The 18,451-nt window shown below is 71.8% G+C and carries 15 protein-coding genes; 10 read left to right on the top strand and 5 right to left on the bottom strand.

The features are described 5' to 3' along the window. Window positions 1-43 precede the first annotated feature (43 nt). The 9 genes from ABGA98_RS13520 (at window position 44) to ABGA98_RS13480 (ending at window position 10,073) form a co-directional block, all read left to right on the top strand. On the top strand, window positions 44-1,021 hold the full coding sequence (locus tag ABGA98_RS13520; RefSeq protein ID WP_347618865.1) for a LacI family DNA-binding transcriptional regulator: 978 nt from the start codon (window positions 44-46) through the stop codon (window positions 1,019-1,021). A gap of 204 nt (window positions 1,022-1,225) precedes the next feature. After that, entirely contained in the window at window positions 1,226-2,191 is a 966-nt protein-coding gene (locus tag ABGA98_RS13515; RefSeq protein ID WP_347618585.1) for a sugar-binding domain-containing protein, read from the top strand. Window positions 2,192-2,338: 147 nt separating this feature from the next. Next, entirely contained in the window at window positions 2,339-3,421 is a 1,083-nt protein-coding gene (locus ABGA98_RS13510) for a sugar ABC transporter substrate-binding protein (protein WP_347618584.1), read from the top strand. Window positions 3,422-3,431: 10 nt separating this feature from the next. Beyond that, a complete protein-coding gene (locus ABGA98_RS13505) occupies window positions 3,432-4,193 on the top strand; it encodes an ATP-binding cassette domain-containing protein (protein WP_347618583.1) in 762 nt (253 codons plus the stop codon). Continuing rightward, on the top strand, window positions 4,190-5,419 hold the full coding sequence (locus ABGA98_RS13500; protein WP_347618582.1) for a sugar ABC transporter permease: 1,230 nt from the start codon (window positions 4,190-4,192) through the stop codon (window positions 5,417-5,419). Before ABGA98_RS13505 ends, ABGA98_RS13500 begins: the two co-directional genes overlap by 4 nt. Beyond that, window positions 5,419-6,930 (top strand): FGGY-family carbohydrate kinase, encoded by a 1,512-nt coding sequence (locus tag ABGA98_RS13495; protein ID WP_347618581.1) that lies wholly within the window; start codon window positions 5,419-5,421, stop codon window positions 6,928-6,930. The genes ABGA98_RS13500 and ABGA98_RS13495 overlap by 1 nt, the downstream gene beginning before the upstream one ends. Before the next feature lie 49 nt (window positions 6,931-6,979). Then, window positions 6,980-8,461: an FGGY family carbohydrate kinase gene (locus ABGA98_RS13490; RefSeq protein WP_347618580.1), complete on the top strand. Its 1,482-nt coding sequence runs from the start codon at window positions 6,980-6,982 to the stop codon at window positions 8,459-8,461. After that, a complete protein-coding gene (locus ABGA98_RS13485; protein WP_347618579.1) occupies window positions 8,458-9,072 on the top strand; it encodes a histidine phosphatase family protein in 615 nt (204 codons plus the stop codon). Before ABGA98_RS13490 ends, ABGA98_RS13485 begins: the two co-directional genes overlap by 4 nt. Then, window positions 9,069-10,073, top strand: coding sequence for a 2-hydroxyacid dehydrogenase (locus ABGA98_RS13480; RefSeq protein ID WP_347618578.1), 1,005 nt, complete (start codon window positions 9,069-9,071; stop codon window positions 10,071-10,073). The genes ABGA98_RS13485 and ABGA98_RS13480 overlap by 4 nt, the downstream gene beginning before the upstream one ends. A gap of 17 nt (window positions 10,074-10,090) precedes the next feature. Here the strand turns inward: ABGA98_RS13480 and ABGA98_RS13475 are convergent, their stop codons facing one another. The 5 genes from ABGA98_RS13475 to ABGA98_RS13455 form a co-directional block, all read right to left on the bottom strand. Beyond that, window positions 10,091-10,954 (bottom strand): carbohydrate ABC transporter permease, encoded by an 864-nt coding sequence (locus ABGA98_RS13475; RefSeq protein ID WP_347618577.1) that lies wholly within the window; start codon window positions 10,952-10,954, stop codon window positions 10,091-10,093. Beyond that, complete coding sequence (locus tag ABGA98_RS13470) at window positions 10,951-11,832, bottom strand: sugar ABC transporter permease (protein WP_347618576.1); 882 nt, start codon at window positions 11,830-11,832, stop codon at window positions 10,951-10,953. The genes ABGA98_RS13475 and ABGA98_RS13470 overlap by 4 nt, the downstream gene beginning before the upstream one ends. A 94-nt stretch (window positions 11,833-11,926) precedes the next feature. Further along, window positions 11,927-13,222 carry an ABC transporter substrate-binding protein gene (locus tag ABGA98_RS13465; protein ID WP_347618575.1) on the bottom strand — a complete coding sequence of 432 codons (1,296 nt, stop codon included), beginning with the start codon at window positions 13,220-13,222 and terminating at the stop codon, window positions 11,927-11,929. A gap of 126 nt (window positions 13,223-13,348) precedes the next feature. Next, window positions 13,349-14,116 (bottom strand): AMP-binding protein, encoded by a 768-nt coding sequence (locus ABGA98_RS13460; RefSeq protein ID WP_347618574.1) that lies wholly within the window; start codon window positions 14,114-14,116, stop codon window positions 13,349-13,351. A gap of 284 nt (window positions 14,117-14,400) precedes the next feature. Next, complete coding sequence (locus ABGA98_RS13455) at window positions 14,401-16,755, bottom strand: LuxR C-terminal-related transcriptional regulator (protein ID WP_347618573.1); 2,355 nt, start codon at window positions 16,753-16,755, stop codon at window positions 14,401-14,403. A 374-nt stretch (window positions 16,756-17,129) separates the two neighbouring features. Here ABGA98_RS13455 and ABGA98_RS13450 point away from each other — a divergent pair, with 374 nt between their 5' ends. Then, window positions 17,130-18,338 carry an ABC transporter ATP-binding protein gene (locus tag ABGA98_RS13450; protein WP_347618572.1) on the top strand — a complete coding sequence of 403 codons (1,209 nt, stop codon included), beginning with the start codon at window positions 17,130-17,132 and terminating at the stop codon, window positions 18,336-18,338. Window positions 18,339-18,451: the final 113 nt, after the last annotated feature.

Genomic DNA, 18,451 nt, shown 5'->3' with positions numbered 1-18,451 from the left:
GGACACCTCGTCGGTGAGACATGATCCTGGCGTGAGACCGACGATGAAGGACGTCGCCTCGGCGGCAGGCGTGGCGCTCAAGACCGTCTCGCGCGTCGTGAACGGCGAGCCCGGCGTGCACCCCGCCACGGCCGAGCGGGTGCGGGCGGCCATCGACCGGCTGGGCTACAGCCGCAACGAGAGCGCGAGGGTGTTGCGCAGAGGCAGGACCGCGACGATCGGCCTGGTCATCGAGGACGTCGCGGACCCGTTCTACTCCGGCCTGAGCAGGGCCGTGGAAGAGGTCGTCATCGACCACGGCTGCCTGCTGCTGAGCGGGTCGTCGGGCGAGCAGCCAGGCAGGGAACGCGAGCTGGTCGAGACGTTCTGCGCGCGCCGGGTCGACGGACTGATCGTGGTGCCCGCCGGCGAGGACCACACGTACCTGCGCAGCGAGCTGGAGGCCGGGACGCCCGTGGTGTTCGCCGACCGGCCGCCGGGCGCGGGGCTCGACGTCGACACCGTGCTCGCCGACAACGTGAGCGGGGCCGGGCAGGCGGTCCGCCACCTCCTGGGCCACGGCCACGGACGGATCGCCTTCCTCGGCGACGACCCGGCCATCTTCACGGCGGCCCAGCGCCTCCAGGGTTACCGTGCGGCCCTCGGCGGCCTCTACGACGAGCGGCTGGTGTCGATGCGGCCGCCGTCGCTGGAGTCGGTACGCGCCGACCTGGCCCGCATGCTGGCCCTCGACGATCCCCCGACGGCGGTGTTCGCCGGCAACGGCCGCTACACCGTGACCGTGCTGCGCGCCCTCGCGGGGCGAGGGCTGGCGCTGGTCGGGTTCGACGACTTCGAGCTGGCCGACCTGCTGCAGCCCGGGGTGACGGTGGTGGCTCAGGACCCGTCGTGGATGGGGCGGGTGGCGGCCGAGCTGCTGTTCCGCCGCCTGCGCGGCGATGTGGGCCCGCCGGAGCACATCGAACTGCCGGTCCGGCTCATCCCCCGGGGCTCAGGCGAGCGCCCCGCCCCTCCACGCTAGGGCCCGCCACGGCGCCCGGCCGTACGGACGTCGTAGCGAGATGAAGCCCTGACCTGCGCATCGGCGCCGGAAGCGCCCGCCTGAGCCGCGCACGGACCCGCAGCCGGGTCGCCGGCATCACGATCGTGCTCGGGCCCAGTAGGTATAGTCATGTGCGCATCAGTTCTGCACAAGTGTTCATAGACCTCATTCAGGAGCGCGCGCATGAATGCCGCCGACGTCGCACCCGAGGCGCAGACCCGATTCCCCCATGAGCTGATGTACGCGGCGGCGCAGCAGTACTACATGGAGGACGCCACCCAGGGCGACATCGCCAAACGGCTGGGCGTCAGCAGGGCGACCGTCAGCCGGCTGCTCACCGAGGCCCGCAAGCAGGGCATCGTGGAGATCAAGGTGCACCGGCCCACCTCGATGGAGGACGGCCCGCTGGCCGCCGAGGTGGCGCGGGCGCTCGGCCTGGGGCAGGTCTTCATCGTGCCCAAGGTCAGCGGCCCCGCGCTGGGCCCGTGGCTGGCCCCCGGCGTGGCGCGCGCGCTGGCCGGGGTGGGGCTGGAGTCGGGCGACGTCGTGCTCGTCTCGTCGGGCACCACGGTCTACGAGTGCGCCCGCGAGGGGCTCGGGCACTATCCGGGCGTCACGATCGCGCCCGCCGTGGGCGGCCAGGAGGAGCCCCAGCCCTGGTTCCAGACCAACGAGACCACCCGCATCCTGGCCGAACGCGTCGGCGGCGTGCCCGCCTACCTCTACGCGCCCGCCCTGCCCGGCCCCGAGCTGTTCTACTCGCTCCAGCACGAGCCGTCCGTACGCCGGGTGATGGACCTGTGGGCGCACGCCAAGTGCGCCCTCGTGGGCGTCGGCTCGGCGCCGCTGATGCGGCAGATGACGCCCGCCTTCATGCCGCGCGACGCCGAGGCCCTGCGCCAGGCCGTGGGCGACGTCTGCATGCGCGTCTACGACCGGGAGGGCACCCCGCTGACCTACCCGGGCAGCGAGCGCCTGGTCGCCACGCGGCTGGAGGAGTTGCGCCGCATCCCGGCCACGATCGCCGTCGCCGCCGGCGCGGAGAAGGTGCTCTCGATCATCGCCGGCGCCCGGGGCGGCTACTTCAACCAGCTCGTCACGGATGCGCCGACGGCCGAGGGGATTGTGGCCGCCGCCCGCCAGCTCTGAACATCTTTGCTGGACAAAGTTTCTGAACGCACGCTAACGTGAGCCGCACCACAGGATGTGACCCCTTGTGAGGGGCTATGTCCATGTCTCGGGGGCAGCGAGCGTTTGGATCCGTCCGCGAGGACGTAGCGAGTGAGGAACGAACCCGTGAACAGAGCTCAGATGCGGACCAGCGCGTTCGCCGTGGCGGCAGTGCTCGCAAGCTCGGTGCTGGCCGCGTGCGGCTCAGACTCCGGCTCGACCGGCGGGGATGCCGGCGGCGACGCCCAGAACGCCAAGGTCGCCTTCCTCATGCCCGACCTCGCCTCGACCCGTTACGAGCTGCAGGACAAGCCGCTGTTCGAGGCCAAGATGAAGCAGCTCTGCCCGAGCTGCCAGGTCATCTACCAGAACGCCGACTCCGACGCGGCCAAGCAGCAGCAACAGGCCAACTCCGCGCTCGCCCAGGGCGTCAAGGCGATCGTGATCGACCCGGTCGACTCCGCGGCCGCGGCCACCATCGTCAAGTCGGCCCAGTCGCAGCAGGTGCCGATCATCGCGTACGACCGGCCGATCCCGGCCACGCCGGCCGACTACTACATCTCGTTCGACAACGAGAAGATCGGCTCGATGATCGCCCAGTCACTGGTCGACCACCTCAAGGAGGAGAAGGCCGAGGGCGGCATCCTCCAGGTCAACGGCTCCCCCACGGACGCCGCGGCCGGCCTGATCAAGAAGGGCATCCACAGCGCCGTCGACCCGAGCGGCTTCAAGCTGCTGGCCGAGTACGACACGCCCGACTGGCAGCCCGAGAAGGCGCAGACCTGGGTGAGCGGCCAGATCACGCAGTTCAAGGGCCAGATCGCCGGCGTGGTCGCGGCCAACGACGGCACCGGCGGCGGCTCCATCGCCGCGTTCAAGGCGGCGGGCGTGGAGGTGCCGCCGGTCACCGGCAACGACGCCGAGCCCGCCGCCGCCCAGCGCATCATCGCGGGCGACCAGTACAACACCATCTCCAAACCCATCAAGATCGTGGCCGAGGCCGCGGCGAACGTGGCCTGGGGCTTCATGCAGGGCGAGAAGCCGGCAGGCAAGACCACGCTCTACGACACGCCGTCCGAGCTGTTCGTCCCCACGGTGGTCACCAAGGACAACATCAAGGAAGTGCTCTTCGACAGCGGCATCATGAAGGCCGCCGACATCTGCACGGGCGCGTACGCCAAGGGCTGCGACGAGCTCGGCATCAAGTAGGAGAGCACCGATGACCGTCCTGTCGCTGCGCGGGATCAACAAGACCTTCGGCGCCGTGGCCGCGCTCACCGACATCGAGCTCGACGTCGCCGCCGGCGAGGTCGTCGCGATCGTCGGTGACAACGGCGCGGGCAAGTCGACCCTGGTCAAGATCCTCGCGGGCGTGCACGCGCCCGACTCGGGCAGGGTCACCTTCGAGGGCCGCGACGTCGAGATCCCCACACCGGCCGCCGCGCACAAGCTCGGCATCGCCACCGTCTTCCAGGACCTGGCGCTCTGCGAGAACCTCAACGTGATCCAGAACCTGTTCCTCGGCCAGGAGCTCCGCCCGCTGCGGCTGGACGACGTGGCCATGGAGACCCGCTCGTGGGAGCTGCTGCGCCAGCTCTCCGCCAAGATCCCGAGCGTGCGGGTGCCGGTCGCGGCCCTGTCCGGCGGCCAGCGGCAGACCGTGGCCATCGCCAGGTCGCTGCTCGGCGACCCCAAAGTGATCATCCTCGACGAGCCCACGGCCGCGCTGGGCGTGGCGCAGACGGCCGAGGTGCTCAACCTCGTCGAGCGGCTGCGCGAGAACGGCCTGGGCGTCATCATGATCAGCCACAACATGGCGGACGTGAAAGCCGTCGCCGACACCGTGGTGGTGCTGCGGCTCGGCCGCAACAACGGCGTCTTCGGCGTGGCCGACGTCTCCACCGAGGACATCATCGCCGCCATCACCGGCGCCACCGACAACGCGGTCTCCAGGAGAGCGGACAAAGGAGTGCCGTCATGACCCTCACCACGGACCGGCAGGACGAGCGCCTGCGGGAGCGCGCCGGGCTGAGCGGCGCGGTCACCGACGTGATCGAGCGCGCTCGCGGCGGCGACCTGGGCGTCATCCCGGTCGTGGTCGGGCTCGTGGTCATCTGGACGGTGCTGCAGGTCCTCAACCCGATCTTCCTGTCCAGCGCGAACCTGGTGAACCTCACGCTGGAGTCCGCCGCCGTCGGCATCATCGCGCTCGGGGTCGTGTGCGTGCTGCTGGTCGGGCAGATCGACCTGTCCGTCGGGTCGGTCAGCGGGCTGTCCGGCGCCGTGCTCGCGGTGTTGTTCGTGAGCGAGGGGCTGCCGGTCTGGCTCGCGATCGCCGCCTCTGTGCTCCTGGGCGCGGTCATCGGCTGGTTGTACGGGCAGCTGTTCAACCGGTTCGGGGTGCCGAGCTTCGTGATCACGCTGGCCGGCCTGCTCGGCTTCCTGGGCCTGCAGCTGTACGTGCTGGGCGCCAAGGGGTCGATCAACCTGCCGTTCGACTCGGGCCTGGTGAACTTCGCCCAGCTCGACTTCGTGCCGGCCTGGCTGTCGTACACGTTCGCGGTGATCGCGGCCGTGTGGTTGTTCGCCAGCGGGTTCCTCCACGCCCAGCAGCGGCGCAGGGCCGGGCTGTCGGCGAGAAGCGTCACCGCGCTGGCCACCAGGAGCGTCGCGCTGCTCGTGGTGCTGGCGTTCGTGGTCTGGTACCTCGGCCAGACGCGCGGCGTCGGCTGGATGTTCGTCTTCTTCGTGGCGCTGGTGCTGATCATGCACTACCTGCTGTCGCGGACGAAGTGGGGCCGGGCCGTGTACGCCGTCGGCGGCAACGTCGAGGCCGCGCGCCGCGCGGGCATCAACGTCCGGGCGATCTACACCTCTGTGTTCGTGCTCTGTTCGACGTTCGCCGCGGTCGGCGGCATCCTGGCCGCGGCCAGGCTCGCGGCGGCCAACCAGAGCAGCGGCGGCGGCGACGTCAACCTCAACGCCATCGCGGCGGCCGTGATCGGCGGGACGAGCCTGTTCGGCGGGCGCGGCACGGCGTTCGGCGCGCTGCTCGGCGTCATCGTGATCCAGTCCATCTCCAGCGGGCTGACGCTGCTCAACCTGGACTCCTCGATCCGGTTCGTGGTCACCGGGGTCGTGCTGCTGCTGGCGGTGGTCGTCGACTCGGTGTCACGCCGGTCGAGGACCTCACACGGCAGGGCCTGATGGCGATCATCTGCGTGGACGCGGGGACCACGGTCATCAAGGCGGTCGGCTACGACTCCTCTGGGACGGAGTCGTACGTCGCCCGGCGGGAGACCACGGTCGCCAGGCCCGCGCCCGGCCACGCCGAGCAGGACATGGACGCCGTCTGGGCCGCGGTCGCCGACACGGTCCGCGAGGTCGCGGCCCGGATGCGCGAGCCGGGTGCCGGTCCGGGTGGCCCGGGTGCGGGCGAGATCGACTTCGTGGCGGTGACGGCGCAGGGCGACGGCTGCTGGCTGGTCGACTCCGGCGGCCGGCCGACCGGGCCGGCGATCCTCTGGAACGACGCCAGGGCCGCCGCCACGGTCGACGCCTGGACCCGTTCGGGGCTCGCGGCGGAGGCCTTCCGCCTGAACGGCTCCTCGGCCGCGTCCGGGCTGCCGCACGCCATCCTGACCTGGCTGCGCGCGAACGACCCCGGCCGGATCGACCGGTCACACGCCAACCTGACCTGCGGAGGCTGGATCTTCTCCCGGATGACCGGGGAGCCGGTGGCCGACGAGTCCGACGCGTCCGCGCCGTTCATGGACCTGCGGGCGCGGGCCTACTCGGACGAGCTGCTCGGCATGTTCGGCATGAAATGGGCCGCACGGCTGCTGCCCGGGATCCGTTCCTGCCCGGTCGCCGAGCTGACGACGGACGCCGCCGCGACGCTCGGCCTGCCCGCCGGCACGCCGGTCGTGATGGCCCCCTACGACATCGCCTCGACGGCCCTGGGCGCGGGCGCGGTGGCGCCAGGGCAGGCGTGCGGCATCCTCGGCACCACGCTGTGCACCGAGGTCGTCGTCGGCGCCCCCGACCTGGACGGCGACCCGATCGGCATCACGATCGCGCTGCCCGGCGGCTATCTGCGAGCCTTCCCCACGTTCGCCGGCACGGAGGTCGTGCAGTGGACGTGCCGCCTGCTGGGCCTGGACGGCCCGGCCGAGCTGGGCGAGCTGGCCCGGCAGAGCCCGCCGGGCGCGGGCGGCCTGACGTTCCTGCCCTACCTGTCGCCCGCCGGCGAGCGGGCGCCTTTCTCCGACCCCCTGGCCAGGGGCGCGCTGCACGGCATGTCGTTCGAGCACGGCCGCGAGCACGTCGCCAGGGCCGCGCTGGAAGGGCTCACGATGGTCATCCGCGACTGCCTGGCCGCCACCGGCGCCGCGCCGACGGAGCTGCGCGCGAGCGGGGGCGGCTCGGCCAGCGCCACCTGGCTCGCGATGATCGCCGACGTCACGGGGCTGCCCGTACGCCGCACGGCCGACGCCGAGGTGGGCGCGCGGGGCGCGTACCTGGTGGGGCTGGCCGCCACGGGCGCCGCGCCGTCCGTCGCCGCCGCGGCGGCCCAGCACGTACGCCTGCGCGACGCCGTCGAGCCCGACCCCGGGCGCCGGGACCGCTATGCCCGGCTCTTCGACGACTTCCTGAGCCTCCGGGGCTCCAGCGCCGGCACGTGGCCGCTGCTCGCCGACATGAGGAACCGCCCATGAGCGTAGGGATCGGCATGAGGCCGCTGCCCGCCGACCTGAGGGGCCGTACATGAGTGTGTGGATCGGCGTCGACCTCGGGACGCAGAGCGTCCGGGCGATGGCCGTCACCGGCGGCGGCGACGTGCTCGGCGCCGCCGCGCGCCCGCTGACCAGCCACCGTGACGGTCCCCGCCACGAGCAGGACCCCGAGGAGTGGTGGCGGGCGCTGGCCGGCGCCACCCGAGAGGCGCTGCGTGACGTGCCTCCGGAGCGGGTGGCGGGAGTGGCGGTGGACGCCACCTCCGGAACGATCCTGCTCGCCGACGCCCGCGGCGGGGCGCTGACGCCCGCGCTGATGTACGACGACCGGCGGGCGGCGGGCGAGGTCGCGCGGGTCAACGAGGTGGGCGGGCACGTGTGGGAGCGGCTCGGCTACCGGCGCATGCAGCCCAACTGGGCGCTGCCGAAGCTGCTGTGGTTGTTGCGCGACGCGCCGCGCGGGGCCCGGCCGGCGCACCAGAGCGACTTCGTCAACCGGCGGTTGACCGGCCACGACGTGGCCACCGACCTGAGCAACGCGCTCAAGACCGGCGTCGACCTGATCGCAGAGCGCTGGCCCGCCGAGGTGCTCGACGCGCTGGGGGTGCCCGCGGAGATCCTCCCCGAGGTCGTACGGCCGGGCGCCCGGCTGGGCGTGGTGTGCCCCGAGGCCGCCGGGCAGACCGGCATCCCCGCCGGCACGCCGGTGGTCGCCGGGACCACCGACGGCTGCGCGGCCCAGCTCGGGGCGGGGGCGCAGCGGGCCGGCAGCTGGAACTCCGTGCTGGGCACCACCCTGGTGCTGAAGGGCGTGACGGAGGAGCTGATCCACGACCCGCTCGGCGTCGTCTACTCGCACCGTGCGCCGGACGGCTCGTGGCTGCCCGGCGGGGCGTCGAGCACGGGAGCGGGCGTGCTGACCCGCGACCTCCCCGGGCGCGACCTCGACGCGCTCAGCGCCCAGGCCGCCGCCCGGTTCGGCGCACGTCCGGGACCGTCCGGCGGCGCACGGCCGGGGGCGATCACGTACCCGCTGGTCTCCCGGGGGGAACGGTTCCCCTTCGCCGCGCCCGACGCGGAGTCGTTCACGCTCGGCGACCCGGCCGACGACGTCGACCGCTACGCGGCGATCCTGCTCGGCGCGGCCTTCGTCGAACGGCTCTCCTTCGACTACCTCGACCTGCTCGGCGCCCCTGTGGACGGCGAGATCATCCTGACCGGCGGCGCCACCAGGAGCGCGTACTGGACCCGGCTCAGGGCGGACGTCCTCGGCCGCCCGGTGACGTTGCGGGAGAACGCCGAACCCGCGCTCGGCATGGCCGTGCTCGCGGCCGGCAGCGCCACGGGCGAACTGGACGGAGGGCACGCCGGGATGATCAGGACACGGGCCGTGGTCGAGCCGTCAGGGGCCGACCTGCGCGAGCCGTACCTGCGTTTCGTCTCCGAGCTGGAACGCCGCGGCTGGCTCGGCGAGGCCGCCGCACGACACGCCCGCGAAAGGACCGCCCGATGACCGACCTCGTGCTCGTTCGCCACGGCGAGACCGTCTGGCACGCCGAGAACCGCTACGCCGGGCTCACCGACATCGAGCTGACCCCGCGCGGCCACGAGCAGGCCGCCCGGCTCGCCGGATGGGCCGCGACCGCGGGGCTTGAGGGCGTGTGGGCCTCGACGCTGAGCCGGGCCCGCATCACCGCCGAGGCGAGCGCCGCGGCGGCGAAGGTGGCGACGCGCGTGGACGCCAGGCTGCGCGAGGTGGACTTCGGCCAGGGCGAGGGCCTGACGTCGGCGGAGATGGCGGCCCGCTTCCCCGAGGCCCGCGCCGCGTTCGAGGCCGACCCCGCGGCGCACCCGCTGCCGGGAGGCGAGGACCCGCGGCGGGCCGCCGAGCGTTTCGTCGCCGCGCTGCACGACATCGCCGCCGCGCACCACGGCGGGCGCGTGCTGGTGGTCGCGCACACCACCGCTCTCAGGCTCGCCCTGTGCCACCTCATCGGGGTGCCGCTCGGCGAATACCGGCGGCTGTTCCCCCGTCTGGACAACTGCGCGCTGACCGAGCTGCGGCTGAACGCGGGACGGCCGGCGCTGCTGCAGTACAACTCCCCGATTGGAGCCGTTCGTTGACCATCCGAGTCCTTGCCGCAGGCGACCACTTCGTCCAGAACCGCCTGCTCATCGACGCGCTCAGACGGGAGGTCCCCGGCGAGGTGGACGTCCGCGAGCTGACGTTGCCGTGGCCGGTGGAGCCGTTCGGCCGGGTGGGCGAGGTCGACGAGGCCTCCGACGTGGAGGACGCGCTGATCGAGGCGCTGAGCGGCGTCGAGGTGTGCGTGACCCAGATGGCCCCGCTGACCAAGCGCGTCCTCGACGCCTCGCCCGATCTGCGGCTGTTCTGCGTGAGCAGGGGCGGTCCTGTGAACGCCAATCTGGAGGCGGCCGCGCGGGCGGGCGTGGCCGTGACGTACGCGCCGGGCCGCAACGCCGTGGCCACCGCCGAGCACACGCTCGCCATGTTGCTCGCCGCCACCCGCAGGATCCCGCAGACGCACGCCGACCTGGCCGGCGGCGTGTGGCGGGGCGACTACTACACCTACGACAGCGTGGGCCCCGAACTGGAGGGCGGCACGGCCGGCCTGATCGGGTACGGCGCCATCGGCAGCCGCGTGGCCCGCATGCTGGCGGGTTTCGGCGCGGAGGTCCTGGTCCACGACCCGTACGTCGACGTGCCCGGCAAGGTGAAGCTGCCCGAGCTGCTCGAACGTTCCCGTTTCGTCTCCCTGCACGCCCGCGCCACCCCCGAGACCACCGGCATGATCGGCGCGGCCGAGATCGCCGCGATGCCGCGGGGATCGGTCCTGGTCAACTGCGCGCGCGGCGCGCTGCTCGACTACGACGCGCTGTGCGACGCGCTGGAGTCCGGGCACCTGTTCGGCGCCGCCATGGACGTCTTCCCCGAGGAGCCGATCCCGCCGGGCTCGCGCCTGCTCACCGCGCCGAACCTGGTGATGACCCCGCACCTGGCCGGGGCCAGCAAGGAGACGGCGATGAAGGCGGCCTCGATCGTGGCCGCGGACGTGGCCCGCTACGTGCGAGGCGAGCCGCTGGCCCACCGTGCCACTCCTTGAGGGCCACTCCTTGAGGGCTAACCCTTGAGCGCGCCCGCCATGAGCCCGCGCATGAAGAACCGGCCGAGCAGGACGTAGATCAGCATCGTCGGGATGGACGAGAGGATGGCCGCCGCCATCTGCTGGCTGTACGGGGTGGCCTGGGCGCCCGCGATGTTGTTCAGCATCACAGTCGCCGGCCAGCTCGTCGGCCCGGTCAGGAACACGGCGAACAGGAAGTCGTTCCAGAGCGAGGTGAACTGCCAGATGACGACCACCGCGATCGCGGGCGCCGACACCGGCAGCACCACCGACCAGTACGTCCGCAACATGCCCGCGCCGTCCACCCGCGACGCCTCGATGAGCTCGTCGGGAATCGTGACGTAGTAGTTGCGGAAGATCAGCGTGCAGATCGGGATGCCGTAGACGACGTGGGCCAGCACCAGCCCGGGGATGCCGCCGTAGAAGACGCCCTGCAGCCCGGTCAGGTCGTTCAGCCCGACGAGCAGCTGCACCAGCGGGATCATCACACCCTGGTACGGGATGAACATGCCGAACAGGAACAGGGTGAACAGCACGTCCGCGCCGGGGAAGCGCCACTTGGACAGCACGTAGCCGTTCATGGAGCCCAGCGCGCACGACAGCAGCGAGCCGGGCACGGCCAGCAGCACGCTGTTCCACAACCCTGGGGCGAGCTTGTCCCAGGCCACCTGCCACGCCTCGGTCGTCCACGTCTGCGGCAGGTTCCAGGCCTGGCTGGGGTCCGCCTCGGTGAGCGGCTTGAAGCTGGTGACCAGCAGGACGTAGATCGGGATGAGGAAGACCACCACGAAGGCGAGCAGCACGCCGAACCGCGTCCAGGCGAACGCCGTGCTCCTCCGCCCGGCACTCACCGCTGTCATTGGCGCCTCTCCTTACGCACGGACCAGATCAGGTACGGGATCACGAAGATCGCCACGCTGAGGACGATGTAGGAGGCGATCGTGGCCCCCTTCGCGGGATCGTGGGAGTCGAAGACCGCCACCCACATGAACACCGCGGGCACGTCGGTGATGATCTGCTTGCCGGACACCGCGACGATCAGGTCGAAGGCCTTGAGCGAGATGTGCCCCAGGATGATCAGCGCGGAGAGGGTCACCGGCCTGAGCAGGGGCAGCACGACGTGCCGGTAGACGCCCCACTCGGTGCAGCCGTCGACGCGGGCCGCCTCGCGCAGTTCCTCGGGCACGCCGCGGAAACCGGCCAGGAACAACGCCATGACATATCCGGACATCTGCCAGATGGCCGGCAGCGCCATCGCCGCCATGCCCCAATCCGGATCCCGGAACCACTGCCACTGCGGCAACCCGATCGCGTCGAACAGCCGGTTGAGCCCCACCGCCCGCTCATCCGTCCCCGAGTTCATCAGCCACCGCCACACGATCCCGGTCGCGACGAACGAGATGGCCATCGGGAACAGGTAGATCGCCCGGAACGTCCCCTCGCCCCTGATGCCCTTCTCCATGAGGAACGCCAGCAGCCACCCGAGCACCAGCGCCCCGAGCACGAACACGACCGTGAACACGATCGCGTGCCGGACCGACAGGTGCCATCGGGCCTGGTCCCAGATGTCGATGAAGTTCCGCAGCCCCACGAACTCGCCCTCGGACACCTCATCGTGCTTGTCCGTCATGGCCAGCCGGAAGTTCCAGCCGAGCATGCCGTACACGAAGACGCCGATCAGGATGATCGACGGCGTGACGAGGAGGAGCCCGGGCAGCCACGTGCGCGCCCGCCTCACAAGCAATCCCTCCCACGGACGCGGCAGGCCGCCGGGGGCGGCGGCCTGCCGGGCCCGTCGCGTGGTTCTCCTACCGGCTCATCTCCTGGACCGGCTACTGCGCGTTGGCCGTGGCCGCGTCGGCCAGCCCCTGCTGCAGGGCCTTGACGTCCTTGGTGCCGAGGAACAGGCCGACCTGCTCGTTGATCGCGGCCAGCCACGGCTGGTTCACCGCCACACCGTGCTGGATCGACCCGGCGAGCTTGTTGCTCGACCAGTCCTCCAGCGCGTCGGCCAGGTAGTCGGTGTAGAGCGACTCGTCGGCGTCCTTGCGTGCGGGGATGGAGCCTTTCAAGGGGTTGAAGGCGTCCTGGCCCTCCTTGCTGGCCGCGACCTTCAGCCAGGCCAGCGCCCCGTCACGGTTCTTCGCGCCCTTGGGCAGGGTGAAGCTGTCGGACAACCACAGGTACGTGCCCTCGGTGCCGGGAGCGGGCGCCCAGTCGAAGTCGGTCTTCGACTTCTTGCCCAGGCCGCCCTCCGGGGGGTTGTGGAAGTAGCCGTAGGCCCAGTCGCCCATGATGTTGAAGGCGGCCTCGCCGTCGGCGACCTGCTTGGCCGCGGGCTGCCAGTCGTCCTGGGGGTCGCCCGCGTACTCCATGATCTTGGCGAAGTTCTGCAGGGCCGTGGTCACCTGCGGGCTGTTCCAGTCGGCGCCCGGCTTGAACAGGGCGTTGTAGGCGTCGGTGCCCAGCGAGCCGAGCAGCACGCTCTCCAGCAGGTGGGTGACGGTCCACTCGGAGCCGATCGACAGCGGGATCTTGCCCTTGGCCTTGACCTTCTCCAGGGCCGCGACGAACTCCTCGATCGTCTTGGGCGCCCCTGCCACCCCGGCCTCCTTGAGCACCGCCGGGTTGAACCACAGGACGTTGGACCGGTGGATGTTCACCGGCACCGAGTAGATCTTGCCATCCACGCTGATCTGCTCGACCAACTGGGCGGGGAAGACCTCCTTGAGCTTCAGCTCGTCGTAGAGCGAGGTCAGGTCCTCCAGGTTGCCGGCCTTGATGTAGCCCTGCAGCTCGGCGCCCGCGTGGCCCTGGAAGGTGTCAGGAGGGGTGCTCGCCTGGAGTTTCGACTGGAGCAGGGCCTTGGCCTTGTCGCCGGAGCCACCCGCCACCGCCGCGTCGAAGAAGGTATATGTCGGGTTTTTCTCCTCGAAGATCTTCCGCATCGCGGCGAGGCCGTCGGCCTCACCCGGACCCGTCCACCAGGAGAAAACCTCAACCTGCTGTTTCCCGCCGCTGTCGGCGGAGGGCGACTGTGCCGTCTGCTCGCCGCCGCCACCGCCGCAGGCCGTCAGGCTCAGCACGCTCACCATCGTGATCGAGGCGGCCACCAACCATCGTCGCATCGCACACCATCCCTTCGAAGCCCCCCGAAGCAGGTGATCCTTGACAACGTTGTCAACAACGGCTATCAACCCACTTTCCCCGCCACGCCGTCAAGGGAGAGCGGGTAACAGGTCCGCATATCTGGCTCAGGCGCGCCTCAGCACGCCATCAGGACCCGACACCACCGTGACGCTGAAACCATGGCCGCCTGTCAGGTCGTCGCCGTGCGCGGCGACCACCGTCGCCCCCTTCGACACGCCCAGCGCGATCAGGGCCGGCAGGTCGCAACCGCCGCCGGGAGTCCACGTGGCCAGCACCACGTCCGACTCGGTCAGGCGTACGGGCCGGTCGAGCTCGGCCATCCTGGCCAGCAGGTCCGCGTGCGACAACCGCCTGCCGCCGGCAGGCAGGAGCGCGGTCTGGCGCCTGGCGTCGAGCACCGGCAGCGCGGTCGGCGCGAGCGCGACCAGCTCGCTGAAGTCGATCGTGTCGACCGCCGCGCCCAGCGAGACGATCTGCCGCACCCGGGAGCGCTCGGCCGCGCGCACCGCCGTCGCCGCCAGATCCGGCGTGGTGACCAGGGTGCGCGCGTCGCACTCCCGCAACCACGCGGCCAGTTCGTACGCCCCGAGCGAGGGATCGATGGGCGCCGCCACCCCACCCGCGGCCAGCACCGTGTGCACGGCCAGCGTCTGCGCGCCCGCCGTCGAGACGTGCACGCCCACCACCTGATCGCGCCGCGCGCCCCTGCACACCAGGCCCGAAGCCGCCCTGGTCACCTCGGTCACCAGCTCGCGGTAGCCGTAGACGCGACCGCCCCGCACGTCGACGAGCGCCGGCCGGTCACCACGCCCGTAGGCCAGCCGGAAGACCTCGTGGATCACGGTGCCGGTCGTCGAGGCCGAGGGCTTCATGGTGGACAACGTACGACCGCCCGAACCGGCACGGCATCCGCCGATGTATGTAGGCCGATGTGCATTATTCGGGCGGGCCCGAGCCCTGCGCGGCTCGAGCCCGCGGTCACGCGCCCCACGACCGGACCGCCACCCCTCCGAGGAGGCCCGGCCGCCACGGACACGTGACGACCGCACGCGAGGCAAGCCCCGCGTTCGAACGGTAAGCCCTCAGGGCACCCCCGCACATGCTCTGACATGGCCATTCGACGATGTAGACGCCCGGCGCGGCCATGTGTAGAAGCTCAACGGCTGCCGATCATCCATGCGGCGATCTGTGTACGCGTGGAGAAGCCCAGCTTCGACAGGATGTTCGCCACGTGGCGGGCGGCGGTCGCCGGGCTGATGACCAGCTCGTCGGCGATCGCCCGGTTGCTGAGCCCTCTCGCGACCAGCTCGGCGATCTCGCGTTCCCTGGCCGTGAGCCTGCTCTCCTGGACGACCGGGACGAACATCGCCGCCGACGGGTCGGGCCGGGTGCCGTCGAGCGCGCAGGACACCGCCTGGTCGGCCGTCATCTTCGCGCCCTCGGCCCAGAGCACGGCCACCGTCTCGTCGCCGAGGAGCGCCCGCGCGGGGCGCAGGACGTTCTCGGTGCGCGCATCGGGCTGGCGGCCGCGCAGCGCCACGGAGGCCGCGATCAGCAGCACCCCGAGCCGGTGGTCGCCCTCGGCCGTGACCAGGCTCGCCCACGCCTCCAGCCGTCTGGCGATGCCGCAGGACAGCCCGGCGTCGCGGCTGAGCACCAGCGCCTCGGTGAGCATGGCCCTGGCCGTCGTCAGGTCTCCCTGGTCGAGCGCCACACCGCCCAGCCCGGCCAGGCCGCTCACCTTCTGCTGCCTGGCGTCGATGTGCCCGATGAGGCTCAGCGCCGACTCGTAGTGCCGCTTGGCCACGGCGAGGTCGCCCGTCTCCCTGGCCACCCGCCCGAGGCCGATGTGGCCGGACGAGCGCCCGACGTGGTTGTCGAGCTCCTCGTTGATCGCCAGGACCTCGCCGTACGCGCGCCGCGCCTCGCGCAGCCGGCCCTGCCGCAGGGCCGAGACCGCCCTGGCGCTGTGGGCCAGCGACTCCAGGACGCGGTCGCCGGACTGCCTGGCCGCATCCAGCGCCCGGGCCGGCATGTCCTGATCGCCGGTCAGCCAGGCCAGCACGATCAGGCCGGCGGCCACGCCGTACGTGTCGTGGACGGTCGCGCACGCGGCCAGCCCGGCACGGACCCATCGCAGGCCGGACTCCCTGTCACCCGCCGTCAGGGCCAGCTCGCCGCGCAGGATCGTGGCCTGCCCGCGCAGCGCGGGCGGCACCCGCGGGGCGTCGATGGCCAGCAGCCGGTCGAGCCGGTCGGCCACGTCGAGCTTGCGCCCGCAGCCGGTCAGCAGGAAGCGCACGTCGGTCAGCATGGTGAGCGCGGCCTCCGGCGCCCCGGTGGAGATCGACCAGTCGCAGGCCGCGGCGACCTCGGCCTTGAGCCCGTCGAACAGGTTGATGTAACGCTCCACCGCCGCCCACGACATGCGCCGCTCCGGCGCCACCGCCCGCCGGAACCCGGCCGCCATCCCGGCCAGCGCCTTCAGGTGGCGGTGCCGCAGCTCGGTCTCCTCCCCCGACTCGGCGAGTTGTTCGAGCGCGTATTGGCGAACCGTCTCCAGCAGCCGGTAACGCGCCTGCCCGGCGATCTCGCCGTCGAGCACCACCAGCGACTTGTCGACCAGGTCGCACAGCCGGGGCAGCACCTCCTCCTCGGGCAGGCCGGGGCCGGAACAGACGCGTTCGGCCAGGTCGAGCGTCCACCCGGAGCGGAAAACGGGCGTGCGGCGCAGCAGCACCCGTTCCTGCGGGCTGAGCAGCCGGTAGCTCCAGTCGACCGCCGCCCTGAGCGTCCTGTGCCGCGCGGGAGCCGTCCGCGGGCCGCCCGCCAGGAGCCGGAACCGGTCGTCGACCCGCTCCACGAGCTGGCGTACGGACAGCACCCTGACCATGGCGGCGGCCAGCTCGATCGCCAGCGGCAGCCCGTCGAGGGCCCGGCACAACGTCACGACCTGCGGCAATGTGTCGGCGGTCAGCTCGAAGCCGGGCCTGGCGGCGGCCGCCCTGGCCGCGAACAGCCGTACGGCCTCGCTGCCCTCGCCGTCGATCGACAGCGGCGGAACCCGCCAGACCGTCTCCCCAGGGACGCGCAGCGGCTCCCTGCTGGTGGCCAGGATGGTGAGTCCGGGACATGAGCCGAGCAGGTCGCGGCAGAGCTCGGCGCACTCGCCGATCACGGGCTCGCAGTTGTCGAGCAGCAGCAGCACACGCCGGCCGCCGATCAGCGTGCCCGGGTCGCCCGCGAGGCCCAGCGACGCCGCCACGTGCGCTCTGACCTCGCCCTCTCCCAGGTCGGCCAGCTCGACCAGGCACACGCCGCACGCGTGGAGGGGGGCCACCCGCGCCGCGAGCCGCAGGGCCAGCCTGGTCTTGCCGATGCCGCCCGCCCCGCACAGCGTCACCGCCCGCGAAACGCGCATCAGCTGGACAAGCTCGTCCACGTCGGACTCCCGGCCCACGAACGTGTTCGACTCGGCCGGCAGGTTGGTGAGATAAGCGAATCGCAGCATCACTGTGAGTGTGTCACCAACTACGTCCCGCGCCCACAGCCAAGTTCATGAGAAGTATGGCTGCCCGCGGGCACAATCGTGACTATGGCCGACGAGCCGCTGGAACTCGGGGAGATCTCCTTCTCCGACTGGCACGCCCACACCGACAAGATGGCGGAGGTCGGCTTCCTGACCATCGCCAGGCGCCTGCCCTCCCTCGTGGTCGAGGCACTGCGCATGGCCTGGCGGGCCAGCCCCCGCGACACCGTGGCGACCGTCACGCTCAACCTGCTGGGCGGCGTCTTCACCGCGTTCGGCCTGCTGGCCACGACCGGCGTGCTGACGGCGCTCTTCAGCGAGGGCCCGACGCCTGGGCCGCGGTGCGCAGCGCCAGGATGCGCTACAGCACCCTCTACTCCCTCATCCCCGCCGCCCGCCGCAAGTGGATCATCGCCGAGCTGCTGGCCGAGCGGGAGCCCGCGGCGGAGGTGCGCTCGTTCACGATGCGCGGTTTCCTGCTGCGCATGTACGACGCCGTGGCCACGGCCGAGCAGGACGTCATGCTCCGGCTGGCCCGGCGGCAGACCATGGCCAGGCTGGCCGGGGAGGCCCTCGGCGGGCTCGGCGCCGCGCTGGTCTACGTCGCCCTCGGCATCCTGCTGGCCGTGGCCGCGATCCCGCTGGCGGTCGCGGGCACCGCGGTGCTCGCGATCCGCTCCGGCCAGACCTCGCTGAGCAATCTGATGTACGCCACCAACCAGCTCTATGAGGAGGGCCTCTACTTCACCGACTTCCTGGACTTCTGCGCGCAGGCGGAAGGCCGCGTGTCCGGCGAGCGCCGAGCTCCGATGCCGCCGGCCTTCGAGCGCATCGTGGCCGACAAGGTCACCTTCACCTACCCCGGTGCGGAGGAGCCGGCCCTGCGCGAGGTGTCCGTCGAGATCAAACAGGGCGAGATCGTCGCCTTCGTCGGCGAGAACGGCTCCGGCAAGACCACCCTCGCCAAGATCCTTTCCGGCCTGTACGAACCCGGCACGGGCACCGTCCTGTGGGACGACACCGACCTGCGCCAGGTCGACCCCGACCAGCTCCGCACCCGCACCGCCGTCATCGCCCAGGACCACACCCGCTGGCCCCTGGCCGCCCGCTACAACATCACCATGGGCACCGGCAAAGGCGAGCAGGCCCTGCACGAAGCCGCCGCCGTCGCCGGCGCCGACGAGGTCATCGCCCGCCTGCCCCACGGCTACCGCACCCTGCTCGACCGCCGCTTCGAAGACGGCTGCGAACTGTCCGGCGGCCAATGGCAGCGCATCGCCGTGGCCCGCGGCTTCCACCGCGACGCCGCCCTGCTCATCTGCGACGAACCCACCGCCGCCCTCGACGCCCGCGCCGAACACGCCCTCTTCGAACGCATCCGCACCCACGCCGACGGCCGCACCGTCCTGCTCATCACCCACCGCCTGGCCAGCGTCCGTTACGCCGACCGCATCTACGTCCTCGACCGCGGCACGGTCACCGAACACGGCGACCACGACACCCTCATGTCACTCAACGGCCTCTACGCCGACCTCTACACCCTGCAGGCCACCGCCTACCGCTGACCCGGGTCGGCCGCTTTCTTCGCGCGCCGGCCGGAGTGTCACCTGCTGTGGCGGATCGCCGCCCGTACGGCGGTGTAGATGACGACCCAGAGAGCCGCGAAGGGGATGAGGAA

This window comes from Nonomuraea sp. B1E8 (assembly GCF_039871515.1).
Lineage (GTDB): Bacteria > Actinomycetota > Actinomycetes > Streptosporangiales > Streptosporangiaceae > Nonomuraea.
Note: the sequence above shows the minus strand (reverse complement) of the source record. Positions and strands in the feature narration are given on the sequence as shown.